Source organism: Janthinobacterium sp. GL_088, from assembly GCF_057837845.1.
Window position 1 is genome coordinate 4,342,573 of sequence record NZ_CM174453.1, and the last position, 19,880, is coordinate 4,362,452.

At 65.0% G+C, this 19,880-nt stretch carries 13 protein-coding genes; 6 read left to right on the plus strand and 7 right to left on the minus strand.

The features are described 5' to 3' along the window. Positions 1-24: 24 nt before the first annotated feature. The 6 genes from prpF to AC3IQ7_RS19385 all read right to left on the minus strand — a co-directional run bounded on the left by prpF (position 25) and on the right by AC3IQ7_RS19385 (position 6,952). Positions 25-1,215, minus strand: a complete 1,191-nt coding sequence (gene prpF, locus AC3IQ7_RS19360) for a 2-methylaconitate cis-trans isomerase PrpF (RefSeq protein ID WP_099378771.1) — start codon at positions 1,213-1,215, stop codon at positions 25-27. A gap of 61 nt (positions 1,216-1,276) precedes the next feature. Beyond that, a complete protein-coding gene (acnD, locus tag AC3IQ7_RS19365) occupies positions 1,277-3,871 on the minus strand; it encodes a Fe/S-dependent 2-methylisocitrate dehydratase AcnD (RefSeq protein ID WP_489210486.1) in 2,595 nt (864 codons plus the stop codon). A 23-nt stretch (positions 3,872-3,894) separates the two neighbouring features. Continuing rightward, positions 3,895-5,049: a bifunctional 2-methylcitrate synthase/citrate synthase gene (gene prpC / locus AC3IQ7_RS19370; protein ID WP_100873471.1), complete on the minus strand. Its 1,155-nt coding sequence runs from the start codon at positions 5,047-5,049 to the stop codon at positions 3,895-3,897. Between the two features lie 80 nt (positions 5,050-5,129). Continuing rightward, positions 5,130-6,017, minus strand: a complete 888-nt coding sequence (prpB, locus tag AC3IQ7_RS19375; protein WP_034783951.1) for a methylisocitrate lyase — start codon at positions 6,015-6,017, stop codon at positions 5,130-5,132. Positions 6,018-6,344: 327 nt separating this feature from the next. After that, the gene (locus AC3IQ7_RS19380; RefSeq protein WP_100873472.1) at positions 6,345-6,593 is read right to left on the minus strand and encodes a hypothetical protein; all 249 of its coding nucleotides are present in this window, start codon (positions 6,591-6,593) and stop codon (positions 6,345-6,347) included. A gap of 122 nt (positions 6,594-6,715) precedes the next feature. Continuing rightward, the gene (locus tag AC3IQ7_RS19385) at positions 6,716-6,952 is read right to left on the minus strand and encodes a hypothetical protein (protein ID WP_099378769.1); all 237 of its coding nucleotides are present in this window, start codon (positions 6,950-6,952) and stop codon (positions 6,716-6,718) included. Between the two features lie 166 nt (positions 6,953-7,118). Between AC3IQ7_RS19385 and AC3IQ7_RS19390 the strand changes: the two genes are divergently transcribed. From AC3IQ7_RS19390 to AC3IQ7_RS19415, 6 genes are all read left to right on the plus strand, one after another. Continuing rightward, positions 7,119-7,976 (plus strand): MBL fold metallo-hydrolase, encoded by an 858-nt coding sequence (locus tag AC3IQ7_RS19390; protein ID WP_322427801.1) that lies wholly within the window; start codon positions 7,119-7,121, stop codon positions 7,974-7,976. Positions 7,977-8,116: 140 nt separating this feature from the next. Continuing rightward, positions 8,117-10,252: a T6SS effector phospholipase Tle3 domain-containing protein gene (locus AC3IQ7_RS19395; protein ID WP_489207071.1), complete on the plus strand. Its 2,136-nt coding sequence runs from the start codon at positions 8,117-8,119 to the stop codon at positions 10,250-10,252. Positions 10,253-10,382: 130 nt separating this feature from the next. Then, a complete protein-coding gene (locus AC3IQ7_RS19400; protein ID WP_489207072.1) occupies positions 10,383-11,711 on the plus strand; it encodes a hypothetical protein in 1,329 nt (442 codons plus the stop codon). A 122-nt stretch (positions 11,712-11,833) separates the two neighbouring features. After that, positions 11,834-13,291: an MFS transporter gene (locus AC3IQ7_RS19405; protein WP_489207073.1), complete on the plus strand. Its 1,458-nt coding sequence runs from the start codon at positions 11,834-11,836 to the stop codon at positions 13,289-13,291. Beyond that, positions 13,288-14,430, plus strand: a complete 1,143-nt coding sequence (locus tag AC3IQ7_RS19410; RefSeq protein ID WP_489207074.1) for an efflux RND transporter periplasmic adaptor subunit — start codon at positions 13,288-13,290, stop codon at positions 14,428-14,430. Before AC3IQ7_RS19405 ends, AC3IQ7_RS19410 begins: the two co-directional genes overlap by 4 nt. Positions 14,431-14,439: 9 nt before the next feature. Next, positions 14,440-18,942, plus strand: coding sequence for a multidrug efflux RND transporter permease subunit (locus AC3IQ7_RS19415; RefSeq protein ID WP_489207075.1), 4,503 nt, complete (start codon positions 14,440-14,442; stop codon positions 18,940-18,942). A gap of 19 nt (positions 18,943-18,961) precedes the next feature. On the opposite strand, the gene AC3IQ7_RS19420 is transcribed toward AC3IQ7_RS19415, so the two are convergent. Further along, on the minus strand, positions 18,962-19,867 hold the full coding sequence (locus AC3IQ7_RS19420; RefSeq protein WP_099378764.1) for a LysR family transcriptional regulator: 906 nt from the start codon (positions 19,865-19,867) through the stop codon (positions 18,962-18,964). Between the last annotated feature and the right edge of the window lie 13 nt (positions 19,868-19,880).

Sequence of the window (19,880 nt, forward strand, 5' to 3'; positions counted from 1 at the left end):
GTGCCATCCGCCTGCGTATTTTTCCTAAAACGCGTCGCCGGGAACGCGCACAACCCCTTCCATCAGCACGCGTGCGCTGCGGCTCATGATGGCCTTGGTGACGCTCCACACGCCATCGGCCAGCGCCGCTTCCGCGCCCACCATCAGGGTGCCGGACGGGTGGCCGAAGCGCACCGAATTGCGGGGGCCACCGCCGGCCGCCAGGTTGACCAGGGTGCCGAGGATGGCCGCCGCCGTGCCGATGGCGACAGCGGCCGTGCCCATCATGGCGTGATGCAGTTTGCCCATGGACAGGGCGCGCACCAGCAGGTCGATCTCGCCCGCTGCCACCTGCTTGCCGCTGGATGAGACATAGCCGGCCGGCTTGGCGACAAACGCCACTTTCGGCGTGTGCTGGCGCTTCGCCGCCTCGTCAAGATGTGCGATGAGGCCCATGCGTAGCGCGCCATGTGCGCGGATGGTCTCGAAACGGGCCAGCGCGGCCGGATCGCCATTGATGGCGTCCTGCAGTTCCGTGCCCGTGTAGCCGATGGCGTCCGCATCGACAAAAATCGTCGGGATGCCGGCGTTGATCATCGTGACTTTCAACACGCCGATGCCGGGCACGTCGAGGTCATCAACCAGGTTGCCGGTCGGGAACATGGCACCACCGCCGCCCTCTTCCTCCGCGGCCGGATCGAGGAATTCCAGTTTTACTTCGGCGGCCGGGAAAGTCACACCATCGAGTTCGAAATCGCCGGTTTCCTGTACTTCGCCATTCGTCATGGGCACATGGGCGATGATGGTCTTGCCGATATTGGCTTGCCAGATGCGCACCGTGGCGATGCCGTTTGCAGGCACGCGAGCGGCGTCAATCAGGCCGCTGGCAATGGCGAACGAACCGACGGCAGCCGACAGGTTGCCGCAGTTGCCGCTCCAGTCGACAAACGGTTTGTCGATGGAGACCTGGCCGAACAGGTAGTCGACGTCGTGTTCCGGCTTGCTACTTTTCGCCAGGATCACCGTCTTGCTGGTGCTGGAAGTGGCGCCGCCCATGCCGTCGATCTGCTTGCCATAGGGGTCGGGGCTGCCGATCACGCGCAGCAGGAGCGCATCGCGCGCCGCACCCGGCACTTGCGCGCTGGCGGGCAAATCCTGCAGGCGGAAGAACACGCCCTTGCTGGTGCCGCCGCGCATGTAGGTGGCGGGAATTTTAATTTGAGGGGTCTGGGTCATGGGGTTTCCTGAAAAGCCGGGCAGCGCGCGCCTGCACGCCACCCGGTGAATGACGAAGTGCTTACGCGGCCTTGGACGACTCGAGGAAATCCTGGGCAAACCTTTGCAGCACGCCGCCGGCCTCGTAAATCGACACCTCTTCCGCCGTATCGAGGCGGCAGGTAACGGGCACTTCGAGCGTTTCGCCGTCCTTGCGATGAATGACGAGGGTCAAGGTGGAGCGCGGCGTGCGCTCGCCTACGACATCATAGGTTTCGCTGCCATCGAGGCCCAACGTCTTGCGGTTCACGCCAGGCAGAAATTCCAGCGGCAAGACGCCCATGCCCACCAGGTTGGTGCGGTGGATGCGCTCGAACCCTTCGGCCACGATGGCTTCCACGCCGGCCAGGCGCACGCCCTTGGCGGCCCAGTCGCGCGAGGAGCCCTGGCCGTAGTCGGCGCCGGCGATGATGATCAATGGCTGCTTGCGCTCCATGTACACCTCGATGGCTTCCCACATGCGCGAGATTGTGCCTTCCGGCTCGATGCGCGTGAGCGAACCGGCCTTCACCTTGCCGTCCTCGATGACCATCTCGTTTTTCAGGGTCGGATTGGCAAACGTGGCGCGCTGCGCCGTCAAATGGTCGCCCCGGTGCGTGGCGTAGGAATTGAAATCTTCTTCCGGTAAGCCCATCTTCGCCAGGTATTCGCCGGCCGCGCTATCGAGCATGATGGCGTTCGATGGCGACAAGTGGTCGGTGGTGATGTTGTCGCCCAGGACGGCCAGCGGACGCATGCCTTTCAAGGGGCGTGCGCCAGCCAGCGCGCCTTCCCAGTACGGCGGACGGCGGATATACGTCGTCTGCGGACGCCAGTCGTACAGGGGGCTGACCTTGACGCCGTCGTCCGCCTGCGCGGCGAACATCGGAATGTACACCTTGCGGAACTGCTCCGGCTTGACGCTGGAAGCGACGATGGCGTCGATTTCCTCGTCCGAAGGCCAGATATCTTTCAGCAAAATCGGCTTGCCGTCCGCGTCATGGCCCAGCACATCCTTCTCGATATCGAAACGGATGGTGCCGGCGATCGCGTAGGCCACCACCAGCGGCGGCGAGGCGAGGAAAGCCTGCTTCGCGTACGGGTGGATGCGGCCGTCGAAGTTGCGGTTGCCCGACAGGACAGCCGTGGCGTACAGGTCGCGCGACACCACTTCTTCCTGGATGACGGGATCGAGCGCGCCCGACATGCCGTTGCACGAGGTGCAGGCGAAAGCCACGACGCCAAAGCCCAATGTTTCGAGCTCCGGCATCAGGCCCGCTTCCTGCAGATACAGTTCCACGGTTTTCGAGCCGGGCGCCAGCGACGATTTCACCCACGGCTTGCGGGTCAAACCAAGGCGGTTCGCATTGCGCGCGATCAAACCGGCGGCGATCATGTTGCGCGGGTTGTTCGTATTGGTGCAGCTGGTGATGGCCGCGATGATGACGGCGCCGTCCGGCATCTTGCCCGGCTCGTTTTCCACCACGCCGGAAATGCCGCGCGCGGCCAGTTCAGACGTCGGCACGCGGTTGTGCGGATTCGACGGACCGGCGATATTGCGCACGACGGACGACAGGTCAAAGCTCAATACGCGCTCATACTGCGCGTCGACCAGGCTGTCGGCCCACAGGCCCGTTTCTTTGGCATACAGCTCCACCAGTTTCACCAGTTCGTCGTCGCGGCCCGTCAGTTTCAGATATTTGATGGTTTGCGCGTCGATGTAGAACATGGCGGCCGTGGCACCAAATTCCGGCGCCATGTTGGAAATCGTGGCGCGGTCGCCCAGGGTCAGGTGCGACGCGCCTTCGCCAAAGAATTCCAGGTAGGACGAGACGACCTTCTGCTTGCGCAGGAATTCCGTCAGCGCCAGCACCGTGTCCGTGGCCGTGATGCCAGGCTGCGGCTTGCCCGTCAGCTTGACGCCGATGATGTCGGGCAAGCGCATCCACGAGGCGCGGCCCAGCATCACGCTTTCCGCTTCCAGGCCGCCCACGCCGATGGCGATCACACCCAGCGCGTCGACCATCGGCGTATGCGAATCCGTGCCCACCAGGGTGTCGGGATAGGCCACGCCATCCTGCACCTGGATCACGGGCGACATGCGCTCAAGATTGATCTGGTGCAGGATGCCGTTGCCGGGCGGGATCACGTCAACGTTTTTAAAGGCTTTCTTGGTCCAGTCGATGAAGTCGAAACGGTCTTCGTTGCGGCGGTCTTCGATGGCGCGGTTCTTGGCGAAGGCGTCGGGGTCGAAACCGCCGCATTCGACGGCCAGCGAGTGGTCGACCACCAGTTGCGTCGGCACGACCGGGTTGACCAGGGCCGGGTCGCCGCCCTGGGCCGCGATGGCGTCGCGCAAGCCGGCCAGGTCGACCAGGGCCGTCTGTCCCAGGATGTCATGGCAGACGACGCGCGCGGGGAACCATGGGAAATCGAGGTCGCGCCGGCGTTCGATGAACTGGCTCAGCGAAGCATTCAATGTCGCCGGGTCACAGCGGCGCACGAGGTTTTCGGCCAGCACGCGCGAGGTGTAGGGCAAGGTGGCGTAGGCGCCTGGCTGGATCGCATCGACGGCGGCGCGCGTGTCGAAGTAGTCTAGCTGGGTGCCCGGCAAGGATTTGCGGTGCAGGGTATTCATCGGGGTAGTCAATGCAGTACTCATTATTTGCGGTCCTTGATCGGCACGAATTCCAGATCTTCCGGGCCCACGTAGTTGGCGCTCGGGCGGATGATCTTGTTGTCGATGCGCTGCTCGATGATGTGGGCAGCCCAGCCCGAAGTGCGCGAAATGACGAACAGCGGCGTGAACATCGCCGTCGGCACGCCCATCATGTGGTACGACACGGCCGAGAACCAGTCCAGGTTCGGGAACATGTTCTTGATTTCCCACATGACCGATTCCAGGCGCTCGGCGATGTCGAACATTTTCGTGGAGCCGGCTTCCTGCGACAGCGAACGCGCCACTTCCTTGATGACGACGTTGCGCGGGTCGGAGATCGTGTAGACGGGGTGGCCGAAACCGATCACCACTTCCTTGTTGGCCACGCGCTCGCGGATATCCGCTTCCGCTTCATCGGGGTTGTCATAGCGTTTCTGGATATCCAGCGCCACTTCGTTTGCGCCGCCGTGTTTCGGGCCGCGCAGCGCGCCGATGGCGCCCGTGATGGCCGAGTGGATGTCCGAACCCGTGCCGGCGATGACGCGGCTGGTGAAGGTCGAGGCGTTGAATTCGTGTTCCGCGTACAGGATCAGCGATGTGTGCATGGCCTTTTCCCACGACGCCGACGGTTTTTCGCCATGCAGCAGGTGCAGGAAGTGGCCGCCGATCGAGTCGTCGTCCGTTTCCACTTCGATGCGCTTGCCGTTATGGCTGTAGTGGTACCAGTACAGCAACATGGAGCCGAACGACGCCATCAGGCGGTCGGCGATGTCGCGCGCGCCCGGCGCGTTATGGTCGTCTTTTTCCGGCAGGGTGCAGCCCAGCACGGACACGCCCGTGCGCATCACGTCCATCGGGTGGGCGGCGGCCGGCAGCGCTTCCAGCGCCAGCTTCACGGCCGACGGCAAGCCGCGCAGCGATTTCAATTTGGCCTTGTAGCCTTTCAGTTCGGCGGACGTCGGCAGCTTGCCGTGCACCAGCAGATAGGCGATTTCCTCGAACTCGCAGCTGTCGGCCACGTCCAGGATGTCATAGCCGCGGTAATGCAAATCGTTGCCGGTCTTGCCGACCGAGCACAGCGCCGTGTTGCCGGCGGTGACGCCGGACAGGGCGACGGATTTTTTAGGCTTGAAAGTGGCGGCTTGCGGTGCGTTCATTGATTTCTCCAAAAATTGACTAGTCTCGGTTGCGTCACTGCGGGGCCGGCATGCGGCCCCTGCTTCTTGCTTATTTCTGCTTATTTCTTTTGCGCGGCGAACAGCGCATCGAGCTTTTGCTCGAAGTCGTGGTAATTGATCGATTCATACAGCTCCATGCGCGTCTGCATGGTGTCGACGACATTCTTTTGCGTGCCGTCGCGGCGCAGCGCCTGGTACACGTTTTCCGCCGCCTTGTTCATGGCGCGGAAGGCGGACAGCGGATACAAGGCCAGGCCCACGTGCGCGCTGCGCAATTCGTCCAGCGTGAACAGCGGCGTGGAACCGAATTCCGTGATGTTGGCCAAAATCGGCACGTTGACGGCCTTGGCGAAGGTGGCGTACATGTCCAGATCCGTGATGGCTTCCGGGAAGATCATGTCGGCGCCCGCTTCGACGCAGGCGACGGCGCGTTCCAACGCCGCTTCCAGGCCATCGACGGCCAGCGCATCGGTGCGCGCCATGATGACGAAATTCGGGTCCGTGCGCGCATCGACGGCGGCCTTGATGCGGTCGACCATTTCTTCCTTGCTCACGATTTCCTTGCCAGGACGGTGACCGCAGCGCTTGGCGCCCACCTGGTCTTCAATATGCAGGCCGGCCGCGCCGAACTTGATCATCGATTTCACCGTGCGCGCCACGTTGAAGGCGGACGAACCGAAGCCCGTGTCGGCGTCGACCAGCAGCGGCAGGTCGCACACGTCAGTGATGCGGCGGATATCGGTCAGCACGTCGTCCAGGCTGGAAATGCCCAGGTCGGGCAAACCCAGCGAGCCGGCCGCGACGCCGCCGCCGGACAGGTAGATAGCCTTGTAGCCGGCACGCTTGGCCAGCAAGGCGTGGTTGGCGTTGATGGCGCCGACGACTTGCAACGGGGATTCTTCCTGGACGGCCTTGCGGAATGCGGCACCTGCTGAGTATTGAGTCATGTGTTCACCTTATGGGTTTCGGATGGTCCCGAATGTTTCACGGAGTGGCTATGAGCATGGGTATTGCAAATGCCGTGCCAGGACCCTTCGACCAGAGGAAAAACCCGTTGTTGCAGAGCGAAAAGGCGAGCAAACGGCTGTAGCGGCCACGCAGCGTGGCTGTCACGCGAGGGAACAGCGATGTCCGTTTGGCGTCAACAATGTTTCATAATTGTTTCAAAAAATTCATTTTGAAACATTGAATGAAACATGCAACAGGCAGAAAAAGAGCGGGAATAAAAAAAACAGCCGGCGAGCGCCGGCTGAGAGTGATATTTCGAAGTAAAACTAGGCCAGCCTAACCAGCGGATTGGCGATGATATTGTCGATCTGGCGCACGGCTTCTTCGCAGGCGGCGGCAATCGCGCCGTCCTCGTCGTCGCGCACGAATTGCATGGTCGAGCCTTCGAATACTTCCAGGCCTTCCGCGGTGGCGCGTTCGATATCGCAACTGGCCGACCATTTGCCATCGGTGGTGGGCACGGCCAGGGGAACGATTTCCCAGCCTTTATAGTGAATTTTAGAACTGCTATCCATGGGGTGCCTCCTTCGTGACTGACTCAATAGTGGAAATCGTAGCATGAAGCGCGACTGGCAGCGACGTGTTTCACGCGCCAGCCGTAGTCCGCTCACTTTCGGGCTAAACGATTTACGCTGGCTCAAGGGCGCAGCAGATTATCCACTTCCGTCTTCGCTACTTCCAGGCCAGCCGTGCAAGCCGTCTCGGGGGCCGCGTAACCGCCCAGGGTGCGGCTGCGCGTGATCGCCTGCGCCTGCGGCTCGCCCTCACGCTGCAGGCGGTAGGTAAAATCCCATAAATCGTCGTTATCCTTTTGCGGGGTCACGGAAATCGTAAAACCGCGGTACTGTTCGCTGCGTGCAGTGATATCGTTCATGAATTCCTCCTTGGAAGAATGAGGTTACCATGCAGCAAGCGTCAGGGTGCGCACGACTGTGACGGGCGCTTATCTGTTTTTCGCATGTTAAATGTCCATTTTCAGCATTTTTTTAGCGAACTCTGGCGATATAATGCCCTTCCCTTGCCCGTCCCTTGCCGCCGTGATGACTCCACAAATCCAAGCTTTCTTCGACCCCGCCACCGCCACCGTCACCTACGTTGTGTATGAGGCCGATGGCCGCGACTGCGCCATCATCGATTCCGTGCTCGACTACGATCCCAAGGCGGGCCGCACGTCCACCGCTTCGGCCGACAAGGTGATCGCCTTCGTGTGCGAACACGGCTTGCAGTGCCGCTGGCTGCTGGAAACCCATGCGCATGCCGACCACCTTTCCGCCGCGCCCTACCTGCAGCAGCAGCTGGGCGGCGACGTGGCCATCGGCGCCGCCATCCAGACGGTGCAGCAGGCGTTCGCGGCCGTCTACCACCAGGATGACGCCAGGGCCGACGGCTCGCAATTCGACCAGCTGTTCGCGCCCGACCAGGTGTTTCATATCGGCAAGCTGGAAGTGCGCGCGCTGCACGTGCCCGGCCACACGCCGGCCGACCTGGCGTACCAGATCGGCGACGCCGTCTTTGTCGGCGACACCCTGTTCATGCCGGACGTGGGCTCGGCCCGCTGCGATTTTCCCGGCGGTTCCGCTGCCCTGCTGTACCGCTCCGCGCAGCGCTTGCTGTCGCTGCCGCCGCAAACGCGGCTGTTCATGTGCCACGACTACCCGCCCAATGGCCGCGAGGCGCGCTGGGAAGTGACGGTGGCGGAACAGCGCGCAGGCAACATCCACTTGCGCGACGGCATCACGGAAGACCAATTCGTGGCCATGCGCACCAGCCGCGATGCCACCCTCGACATGCCGACCTTGATCCTGCCCGCCATCCAGGTCAACATCAATGCGGGCAAGCTGCCCGAGCCGGAAGACAACGGCGTGCGTTACCTCAAAATACCGCTGAACGCGATCTGATTTCCCCGGCAATCCCCGCCCCTCGCAACTCCTTTCTTGACACCACGCAAGTCCTACCTCAGGCAATCCACATACAGTGCAGATTGCCTGAGTTCACTTTGGCGCCGCCTTTTCCTGCTTAACGCTGACGGAGCGCCCGCATGTCGCCCGACCCTACGCTCGATAGCAATTGCATCCTGCTCGCCGAAGCCGAAGGCACGACCTTGTTCAGCCATGCGCTGCTCAAGGCCGTCACGCGCTTGCCGCGTCCCGGCATCATCATCTTCGTGCACGGCGTCAATTCCGACGGTGAATGGTATGAGCAGGCGGAACAAGGCCTGTGCGAAGGCCTGAATGCCCGCCTGAAACGCCGCGATGAGGACCTGGCAATCCCCGGCCCGGCCGCCGGGCAGATGCTGGCCGCCACTTACGCACCCGAATTAACGGATGACGGCTTCCTCAATCCCAAGCGCAATGCCACCACCTTCCTGCAAGCGGACGACGCCAATTCGCCCGTGATGCGCTTTCGCTGGGACTACAAGGCCAACGGCGAGGAATTGCAGGCGTTTGGCGACGGCATCTATCTCAACGAAAAGAATTACTGGGGCGGCGGACCGTTCGCCAACGGCTGCAGCGCCCTGCCTGATCTGTGGGGCAAGGGTTTGTCGGAAGAACTGTTCCTGTGGATGCATATCCAGCACATGAACCCGACGAATGACCGGCAAGTGTATGCCTGTCCGCCACGCCCGTATTTTGTGTTCGCCGCCTGGCGCCTGGCGCGGCTCGTGCAATCGATCAGGACGTGCCAGCACGACGCGCCCGTCACCATCGTCTGCCATAGCCAGGGCAATATGGTGGCTATGGCGGCCGCCTTTCTCGGCGAGACGCTGGGCGCTTCCGCCGTGGCCGACTGTTACGTACTGTGCAACCCGCCCTACAGCCTGCTCAACAGCAATTTCACGGAAAACTGGGTCAGCGGCCATTTGACGGATGAGCACGGCAACACGGGCCGGCAAAAGTATGCGGCGCGCACGCAAACCTTGAAAACGTTTTTCAACATCCTGCGCACCCGCTCGGCAATGCAGCAGGATGCCGCCTTTGTCGACGAGTGCAGTGCCAATCGCAAGCCTGAACGCAAGGATAGCTATACGGCCGCGTTCGACCGCGCAGACTATGGCTTGCAGGACTCTACCTATGGCAGGGTCACCCTGTATTTCAATCCGCACGACCAGGTGATTTCCGCCACGCCCGTGCAAGGCATAGGCTGGCGCGGCATGTCGGCACAGGAAATTGCCGATACGGGCGGCGACGGCGTCTTCACCCAGCGCGTGTTTGCGCAAAACCACCTTGTCGGCCAGGAAAATGAAAAGGACTACGATATCTGGCAGCGCAATGGCCAGCCATTGACGCCGGACAGCCTCGATTTCTGGCACCCGCGTTCACTTGTCGCCGAGTACTCGATCAAAAAGGGCATGCGGGCCGGCAAAGGCATCGGGCGCAAGATACTGACCTTTTTGTTCGCGCCCATCGCCATCGTGCTTTCCAAAGCAGCCGGCACGCGCATCAACGCCCTGCCGCCCAAGTCCTGGCGGCTGCCGATGAAGGCGCCCAAGCTGCCCGAGGCATTCCTGCCGCACTCGAAGCGCTTTGCCGACATCAGCGACCAGTTTGACGAAGGCTGCGATGCCCCGGCCGACTCCCTGCACATAGACCGCGCCGCCGAAGCCGATGGCGCGTATGCGCCCTACCGTTCCCAGGGCAAGGGCGATGCGCAAACCGAGGCGGCGCTGCGCTATGAACAGAACGCCATGCTGCGCATGCAGGCCAGGCGCGACGGCTTGGTCGAAAAAGGCAAGCCTGTGACGGCGGTGGACAAGCCGGAGGAGGCTAGCAAGGAATTCAATGCCTGGCGCAAGCAGGAAATTCAGAACTACCTGGCTGCCAACATCGACACCCACGCCACCGATCACTCGACCATCATGACCAATCCCGAGCATGCGCAAAAGGCACTGGCGTATGACGTGGCGGTGGGGGTGTGCACGATCAGGCAGGAGGCGTTGCGCGAATTAAGGGTCGCGGCGGATTGGCAAATACTAAGGGGACTGGAGAATACCGACAAAAACAAAGAATTTTTCGAGTACTACAACAAGGGGAAATTTAAAGGAGTACCTCTATTTGAATGGGCAAATGATAAAGATAGCCCCGCCAAAAAACCAGAAAGCATCGTTGACGAGCGCCAGAATGCCAGGCCTGCCGACATTTCCACCAACTTTGCGCTGAGGACCGACGGTGCGTAAGTTCATTGCCACGCCGCGCCAGCGACTGGCTTGGGCGCTCGCCGCATCTCTCATTGTCATTTGCCTTGCGCTCTGGCTCAACTGGTCAAGCTATGCAGGTCACCAGACTATCCATTCACCTGGAGAACTCATGAAACAGTTCCTTGCGCTACCCATGCTCGCCGCTTTCTCCCTATTTACGCTATTGACGGCCTGCGCCGTGCAGCCTGCGCAGAAAGAAGACGCTCTCCCAGCAAGCACGGCCCACGTTCCCTTCCGAGCGCAAGTGGTGGGTCTGCAGTGGCTCAATCCGCTGCAGCGGCTCGACTATCCGACCGAGTGGCAGCTGCTATGGACGTTGGGATTGGCCAAGCCCAACGAAAATGACGATATGGTCAGGACGGATCCCAGGGGCTTCAGCACCTTGCAGGCCGTCGCCCCCATTGCTCACGATATCAATGGCAGGGAAACGTTCAAGGGTTACCACCATAAGTATTTACAAGAACTGATGAGCAATTTCCACGATATCTATTTTTCCAGCCCCACCTACTTCTACCACGTCTACCCCAAGGATCAAAAACAGAACTGGCGCGAACTGGCCGGCATCCGCGTGGAGTATGCCCTGCCTGAAGGGAAATTCGATCCGCCAGAAGTTCACCAGACAATAAAAGATGAAATTATCAGCAACTTCGACATCGGCAACACCCACTTCCCCACCCTCTGGACCCGCGCCACCCCACCCGATGTGCGCATCACCCTGGGCGGCAACAATGCAGGCTTCATCTCGCTGCAAGCCGCGCTGGCCTACCTGGAAGCGCATCCGCAGCAAACCGTATGGGTCATGAACTGGGATGCGCCGAGCCGGCCGAAAACCATGCAGATCAATGAAAACCTGGCGCTGCTGGTGCTGGCCGGCCCTGATTACAAAACGGAGCGGGCGGCGCTGGCGTGGATAGGCTATCCGGCCACGAAAAATGTGGCCGATTTTGAACTGAGCAAGGACCAGCCGCCGCGCGCCGTGCAGGCCTGGCAGGCGCTATTTGCCGAAGCGGCGCGCCAGGGCGGCAAGACGGAGACCGATATTGGCTACGTCATCCACGACGCCAACCAGACCTTGCTCACCTCCTCCGATCGCCTGGGCCAGCTGGCGCAGGCGCTGACGCTGGAAATACCCAACTTCGACTTCCTGCCGCAGACTTTCAATACGCCGGTCTTGCTGGGTGAAATGGGCGCCGGCACGGCGCTGACCAACGTGGCCTTGGGCATCGCCCATGCGAACCACGTCGGCAAACCCGTGCTGGTGGCCGGCACCAGCGATCCTGCCAGCGTCACGGGCGTGCTGGTGTCGCCGCCGGACAAGGTACGGCCCATCAATCACGACAAGCCTTGGTTCCGCGCGCGCGGCGAAAACCATGCGTATTTGCCGTGGTGGGGCATCCGTCACGATACGGCGGACGATATGCAGGGTTACTCAGATTGAAGTCCGAAGGCAATGCTCCTCACATGGCGTCAAACGCAATAACACAATGCAAATGATGCGTCTTCCGCCATGCCAGATCCCTCAGTACCATGTGGTGACCCTATTCGAGGATCCGCCACGCCATGCAACCACCTTCAAAACCCGCGCTACCCGACCAGCAAGCCACCGAAGCCGGTAGCGCCACGCGCCCCGTGCGCGGCGCGCTTGCCTGCCTGTCGCTGGCGATGCTGTTGCCCGCGCTGGGCACCAGTATCGCCAACGTGGGCTTGCCCGACATGGCGAGAGCACTGCAGGCGCCGTTCCAGGATGTGCAATGGATCGTGCTCGCGTATCTGCTGGCCATCACCGCCCTGATCGTCAGCGTGGGCCGCCTTGGCGACATGGTCGGCCGGCGCCGCCTGCTGCTGGCCGGCATCGCGCTGTTTGCCCTTGCTTCCATCCTGTGTGCCCTGGCGCCCACCTTGTGGCTGCTGGTTGCCGCGCGCGCCCTGCAGGGACTTGGCGCCTCCGTCATGATGGCGCTGACCATGGCCTTCGTCGGCAGTACCGTGCCCAAGGCCAGGACGGGCAGCGCCATGGGCCTGCTCGGCACCATGTCCGCCGTCGGCACCACGCTTGGCCCCGCGCTGGGCGGCCTGCTGATCGCGCGCTTCGGCTGGCCAGCCATTTTCCTCGTCAACGTGCCGCTGGCCGGCGTGGCGTTGCTGCTGGCCTGGCGCTACCTGCCGGCGGACCAGCGCGGCACCAACGCCAGACGGCCCGTCTTCGACCATCGCGGCACCGTGCTGCTGGCGCTGACCCTGGGTGCCTATGCGCTGGCCATGACCCTGGGCCGCGGCCATTTCGGCGCGCGCAACGTGGCGCTGCTGCTGGCCGCCTGCGTGGGCGCCATCCTGTTCGTCCGCGTCGAACTGAAGGCGCCGGCGCCGCTGATACGCCTGGCCATGCTGCGCGCGCCAGTGCTCAGCGCCGGCCTGGCGACCAGCATGCTGGTTTCGACGGTAATGATGTCCACCCTGGTGGTCGGCCCCTTCTATCTGGCGCGCGGCCTGGGCCTGGGCACGGCCGCCACCGGCATGGTACTGGCAGCCGGACCGCTGGTGGCGGCGTTCTGCGGCGTGCCGTCCGGCTGGCTGGTGGACCGCTACGGCGCGCAGCGCATGGGCGGCGCGGGCCTGTGCGGCGCAGCCGGCGCCTGCCTGGCACTGGCCCTGCTGCCCGCCAGCCTGGGCATTGCCGGCTATGTCGTCCCGATCATGCTGCTCACAGCCAGCTATGCACTGTTCCAGGCAGCCAACAATACGGCCGTGATGGGCGATATCGTTCCCGAGCAGCGCGGCGTCATCTCCGGCATGCTCAATCTGTCGCGCAATCTGGGCCTCGTCACGGGCGCCTCCGTGATGGGCGCCGTCTTCGCTGCCGGCATCAGCGATATCGCCAGTGCTCCGCCAGCCGCCATGATCGGCGGCATGCACGCCACCTTTGGCGTGGCCAGCGCGCTGGTGCTCGCCGCGCTGGCCATTTTCGCGCTCGGCCGCGCCCTGGCCAAGCCACCCACGCCTTCTGGAGACCCCGCATGATGCGCCATCGTCCGATCCCGTCCCTGCCCGTCCCGCTGTTACTGCTGCTGGCCCTGGCCTGCAACGCCACGTTATCCGGCTGCGGCCGTTCCCAGGCCGCGCCTGGCGGCCCGCCGCCCAAGCCCACCGTGTCCGTGGCGCTGCCCGAATCGTCGATGGTGCAGGCGACCCTCGACTACACGGGCCGCATCGAACCGTCGCAGCGCGTGGAAGTGCGCTCGCGCGTGTCGGGCTATTTGCAGCAGATCACCTTTCGCGATGGCCAGCAGGTCAAGGCCGGCGATGCGCTGTTCGTCATCGACCCGCGCCCCTTCGCGGCGGCGCGCGACCGTGCCCGGGCCGGCCTGGCCCAGGCCAATGCACGCAGCAAGCTGGCCACGGCCCAGTTCGAGCGCAGCAGCCGGCTGCAGCAAACGGGCGCAGCCAGCACCGAGGAGCTGGAACGGGCGCGCGGCGAACTGGAAGGCGCGCAGGCGGCCGTCATGCTGAGCCAGGCCGAATTACGCAGCGCCGAACTGGAACTGTCTTTTACCACCATGCGCGCGCCCATCGCCGGCACCGTGTCGGACCGCCGCGTCGATGTCGGCAACTACGTGGCCGGCGGCGCGGCGCAAAGCGGCATACTGACCACCATCGTCGCGCACAGCCCCGTGCGCGCCATGGTCGACCTGTCGGAAGCGGATTTCCAGCGCCTGCGCCAGCAAAGCAAACTGCCATCGAAGGTGCTACTGGCATTCGACGGCGGCGGCCCCGCGCAGGATGCCAGCGTGGACTTTGTCGACAACGAAATCAGCGCCCGCTCGGGCACCGTGCGCCTGCGCGCCAGCCTGGCCAACGCCGACCGCGCCATCATGCCGGGCAGCTTTGCGCGCGTGCGCATCCCCGTCGGCGCGGCGCAGGAGCGCCTGCTGGTGCCCGACGCCGCCATACTCAGCGACCAGAACAAAAAGATGGTGTTCGTCGTGGACGCGGCGGGCAAGGTGGCGCCGCGCAAACTGGCACTGGGCGGCCTGCGGGGCGACAAGCAGATCGTGCTGTCCGGCCTCGGACCGCACGATAAAGTCATCGTCTCCGGCGCGGCCAAGGTGCGCCCGGGCGACCAAGTGCTGGTGGCCGCTGCGCGCGCCAGCGGCGCATAAGGAGAGAGCATGCGTTTTTCCCGATTTTTCATCCGCCGCCCCGTGTTTGCCATCGTGCTGTCCATCCTCATCACCCTGGTGGGTGCAGTATCGGCCATGCGCCTGCCGATCTCGGAGTTTCCCGAGATCGTGCCGCCCACGGTGACCGTGAAGGCCAACTATCCTGGCGCCTCGGCGCAGGAAATCGCCGATACCGTCGCCGCGCCGATCGAACAGGAAATCAACGGCGTCGACGGCATGCTCTACCTGTCCTCGCAATCGGTGGGCGACGGCAAGCTGACCATCAGCGTGGTGTTCAAGGCGGGCACCAACGTCGAACAGGCCCAGTCGCTGGTGCAGAACCGCGTGGCGGTGGCCGAGGCGCGCCTGCCCGATGCCGTGCGGCGCCTGGGGCTGGCCGTCAAGAAGGCATCGCCCGACCAGCTGATGGTGGTGCTGTTCGATTCGCCCAAAGGCACGCGCGACCAGCAATACATTTCCAACTTCATCGGCACGGCCATCAAGGACAAGCTGGCCCGCGTCGAAGGCGTGGGCGACATCTACACGCGCGGTGCGCGCGACTTCTCGATGCGCATCTGGCTCGACCCGGCGCGCGTGGCCTCGCTGGGATTGACGGCGCCGGAAGTGATCGCGGCGGTGCGGCAAGCTAATTCCCAGGTCGCTGGCGGCGTATTGAACCAGCCGCCCGGCGGCAGCGACGGCGCCTTCCAGGTACAGGTGCAGGCGCAAAGCCGCCTGCGCGACGTGGCCGAATTCGAAGCCATCGTCGTGGCCGCCCATGCCGGCGGCGGCGTGGTGCGCCTGCGCGACGTGGCGCGCGTCGAGATGGGCGCGCAGGATTACACGGAAAGCGGCTTCGTCGACAACCGCACGGCCATCGCGCTGAGCATCAGCCTGCTGCCCGGCTCGAACGCGCTGGCCACGGGCGACCGCGTGCTGGACCTGCTGGCCAGGATGGAAGCCGATTTCCCGCAGGACGTCGCCTACCACAGCTATTACAATCCGACTGAATTCATCCGCTCCTCGATCGACAAGGTGCGCGACACCATCTTCGAGGCGGCCCTGCTGGTGTGCCTGGCCATGCTGCTGTTCCTCGGCTCGTGGCGCGCCGCCATCATTCCCATCCTGGCCATTCCCGTGTCCCTCGTCGGCACCTTCAGCGTGCTGGCGGCGATGGGCTATAGCCTCAATACCCTGTCATTGTTCGGCCTGGTGCTGGCCATCGGCATCGTCGTCGATGACGCCATCGTGGTAGTGGAAAACGTCGAGCGGCACATGGAGGACGGCATGAGCCCCGTCGCCGCGGCGCAGCGCAGCATGGACGAAGTGGGCTTTGCCCTGGTCGCCATCGCGCTGGTGCTGGTGGCGGTCTTCGTGCCGACGGCCTTCATCGACGGCATCTCCGGCATGTTCTACCGCCAGTTCGCCGTCACCATCGCCGCCTCCACCGTGATCTCGGCGCTGGTGTCGCTGACGCTGTCGCCGGCCCTGGCCGCGCTGCTGCTCAAGCCGAGGCACGATGCCAACAGCCTGGGCGCGCGCTGGATGCGCATTTTCAACCGCGGCTTTTCCCGCCTGACGGGCGGCTACGTGCGGCTGACGGGGCGCATCCTCTCGCGGCGCTGGCTGATGCTGCCCGTGTACCTGCTGCTGGCGGGCTTGACCCTGTGGCGCCTGGACGTGACGCCGCATGGTTTCGTGCCGCAGCTGGACCGCGGCTACGCCATCGTCTCGATCCAGCTGCCGGCCGGTTCGACCCTGGCGCGCACCAGCGAAGTGGTGCAGGATGCCACGGCCCGCCTGTTGAGCCACCCCGGCGTGGCCCACACGGCCGCCTTCGTCGGCACCGATGGCGCCACGTTTACGTCCGCGCCCAACACGGCCGTCATCTTCACCATGTTCAAGGACTTCGGCGCGCGCGCCAGCGATGGCCTGGACGGCCCGGCCATGCTGGCCGCCATGCGCGCCATGCTGGCGCCCATCAGCACGGCGCGCGTGATGGTGATACCGCCGCCGTCCGTGCGCGGCATCGGCACGGGTGGCGGCTTCAAGCTGATGCTGCGCGACACGGGCGGCCAGGGACCGCAAGCCTTGCAGACGGCCGCGCGCGCCATCGTCGAGGAAGCGGGCAAGCTGCCCTCGGTAACGGGCGCCTTCACGCCGTTCAACGCCATGAGCCCGCAGATCAAGGTCGAGCTGGACCGCACCAAGGCCGAATACCTGGGCGTGCCGCTGCTGCGCCTCAACGAAACCCTGCAAAGCTACATGGCGCCCGTGTTCGTCAACGACATGAACCTGATGGGCCGGGTGTGGCGCGTCACCGCCCAGGCGGACGCGCCCTACCGGCGCAGCGTGGCCGACCTGGCAGCCCTGAAGACGCGCACCGCCAACGGCGACATGGTCCCGCTGGGCAGCGTGGCCGCCTTCAGCGAAGGCACGGCGCCATTCCGCGTGCCGCGCTACAACCTGTATCCCGCGGCCGAAATCCAGGGCAGCACCAGGCCTGGCTACTCGACGGGGCAAACCATCGCCGCGATGGAAGAACTGCTCAAGGCGCGCCTACCGGACGGCTTCGACTACGAGTGGACGGAACTGGCGCTGCAGGAAAAACACGCGAGCGGCAGCACCGGCATGGTGCTGGGCCTGGCCGTGCTGCTCGTATATTTGCTGCTGGCGGCCCTGTTTGAAAGCTGGCTGCTGCCCCTGTCCGTCGTGCTGATCGTGCCCAGCTGCGTGCTGGCCACGCTGGTCGGCGTGTCGTGGCGCGGCCTGGACAACAACGTGCTGACGCAGATCAGCATCGTGGTGCTGATCGGCCTGGCGGCCAAGAATGCCATCCTGATCGTCGAATTCGCGCGCCAGGCGATGGCGGCCGGCGCCGATGCGCGTGAGGCGGCCATCGCCGCCGCCCGCACGCGCCTGCGGCCCATCCTCATGACGTCGCTGGCCTTTTTGCTGGGCGCGATACCGCTGATGCTGTCTTCCGGCGCGGGCGCGGAAATGCGCCAGTCGATGGGCACGGCCGTCTTCGCCGGCATGCTGGGCGTGACCGTGTCCGGCCTGTTGTTTACACCGTTGTTTTTCACCTTGCTGAGCCGGCGCCGCGCGGCGCCTTTGCTGGCGGCCACGCTGCTGGCCCTGGCCGGCTGCAGCGTCGGCACGCCCACGGCGACGCGGGCGCTCGATATTGCGCAGCTGCCGGTCCTGCCCTCGGCAGCCGGCGCACCGGAGCTGCAGGCCGGCGCACCGCCAGCGCTGTGGTGGCAAGCACTGGGCGACGCCAGGCTGGAGCAATTAGTGCAACGCGCCTGGCACGACAATGACGACGTGCGCATCGCCGCCGCGCGCCTGGCCAGCGCCAGCGAATTTGCGCAAGCGGCGCGCGGCGCCCGCCTGCCGGCGGCGGACCTCGATGTCCAGGCCGGGCGCGCGCGTCTGGCGGCGATCGGGAGCCGCGACGGCCAGCCGCACATCGCTTCGCCGGTACAGTGGAACGCCGTCTTCAGCTGGGAACTCGACCTGTTCGGCCGCGTGCGCCACAGCATCGCCGCGGCCGAGGCCACGGCGGACGAACGCGCCGCCGTGCGCGACGACGTGCGGCGCCTGATCCTGGCGCAGGTGGTGGACGCCTACCTGACGCTGCGCGGCGCGCAGCAGATGCGCGCCAGCCTGGAAGAACAATTAGCCAACCAGTCCGGCACCTTGCGGCTGGTGCGCGAGCGCGAAAGCGCGGGCCGCGCCGCGCCGGCCGAACGCATGCGCGCCGAGGCGCAGATGCGCCTGGCCAGCGCCCGCCTTCCCAGCCTGAACTTTGATGAGCGCGCGGCGCGCAACCGCCTGGCGACCCTCACGGGGCAGCGGCTCGATGCGCCGGAACTGGCGGCGCTCGACCAGCCGATGCCGCTGACGCTGCCGCAGACCCTGCTGACGGATGAACCGGCCCACCTGCTGCTGCGCCGGCCCGACGTGCGCGCGGCCGAACGCGCGCTGGCGGCGGCCAGCGCGCGCGAAGGCGCCGCCATCGCCGAGCGCTTCCCGCGCATCAGCCTGGGCGCGCTGTTCGGCGCCTCCGGAGTGGCCGGCGACTGGCATGACGGCGACGCGGCGCGCTGGCATGCGGGCGCCGCCTTTACCCTGCCGCTGTTCGATGGCGGCACGCGCCGCGCCCGCGCCCGCGCGGCCGGCGCCGACGTGCTGGCCGCGCAGGCCAGCTTCGACAAGGCACTGGCGCTGGCGCTGGAAGAAACCGACAGCGCCATCGCGCAATGGGTGCAGCTGCGCAGCCGCCATGCGGCACTGCGCGAGGCGCACCAGCTGGCGCAGGACAGCGCGCGCCTGGCCAGGGTGCGCTACCAGGAAGGCGCGGAAAGCCTGCTCGGCGTGCTCGAAGCAGAGCGCATCGCGCTGGCCACGCAGGAGCAGCTGGTGACGGCCCACCGCGACGTGGCCATCGCCACGGCCCATGGCTACACGGCCATGGCGGGCGGCTTCGACGGACCGGTGCAGCGCTAGAAGACAGGCGCCGGCGGCGTCAAACGGCGCCGATCTGGCCGGCGCAGGCGTCGACCACGCAGCCGCGCAGCCAGCGGTGGGCCGGGTCGGCATCCATGCGCGGATGCCACATCAGCGACACGGTCAGCTCCGGCATGCGCAGCGGCAGCGCAAAGCTGAACATGCCGGCGCGCAGATTGCCCGTATGCCGTTCCGGCACGGTGGCGATCAGGTCCGAGCCGGCGGCCAGCGCCAGCGCCGCCGTGAAGCCGCCGACGATGCTGGCGATCGTGCGCTGCAATCCCAGCGCGGCCAGCGCATCGTCCATCGGCCCCGTATCCTGGTCGCGCCGCGCCACCAGCACATGCTGGCCGGCCGCATAGCGCTCGGCGCTGATCTCGCCTTGCGCCAGCGCATGGCCGCTGCGCACCACGCCCACGAAACGGTCGCCGAACAGCCTGCGCGTGCGCACTTCCGGGCTGGTAAGACTGCCGATCACGCCCGTTTCCAGGTCGATGCTGCCCTCGCGCAGCTGCACGCTTTCGCGGTCTAACTTTTGCACGAAGCGCAAACGCACGCCCGGCGCTTGCGCGCCGATATGCGCGAGCAGCGCCGGACCGAAATTTTCCACGAAACCGTCGCTCGCACGCAGCGTGAAAGTCTGCTCCAGCTGGCGCGGATCGAGCTGCTGCGCCGGTCCCAGCACGCCCAGCACCTCGTTCAACAGGGGGCCGACTCTTGCGCGCAGCTCCAGCGCGCGCGGCGTGGGCACCAGTTCACGGCCGGCGCGCACCAGCAGCGGATCGCCGGTCGTCTCGCGCAGGCGCGCCAGGGCGCGGCTCATGGCCGATGGACTCAAACGCAAGCGCCGCGCGGCGCGCGTGACGCTGCCTTCGGCCAGCAGCGCATCGAGGGTGATCAACAGGTTCAGGTCGGGTAGCGACATGGTTTTTACCTGA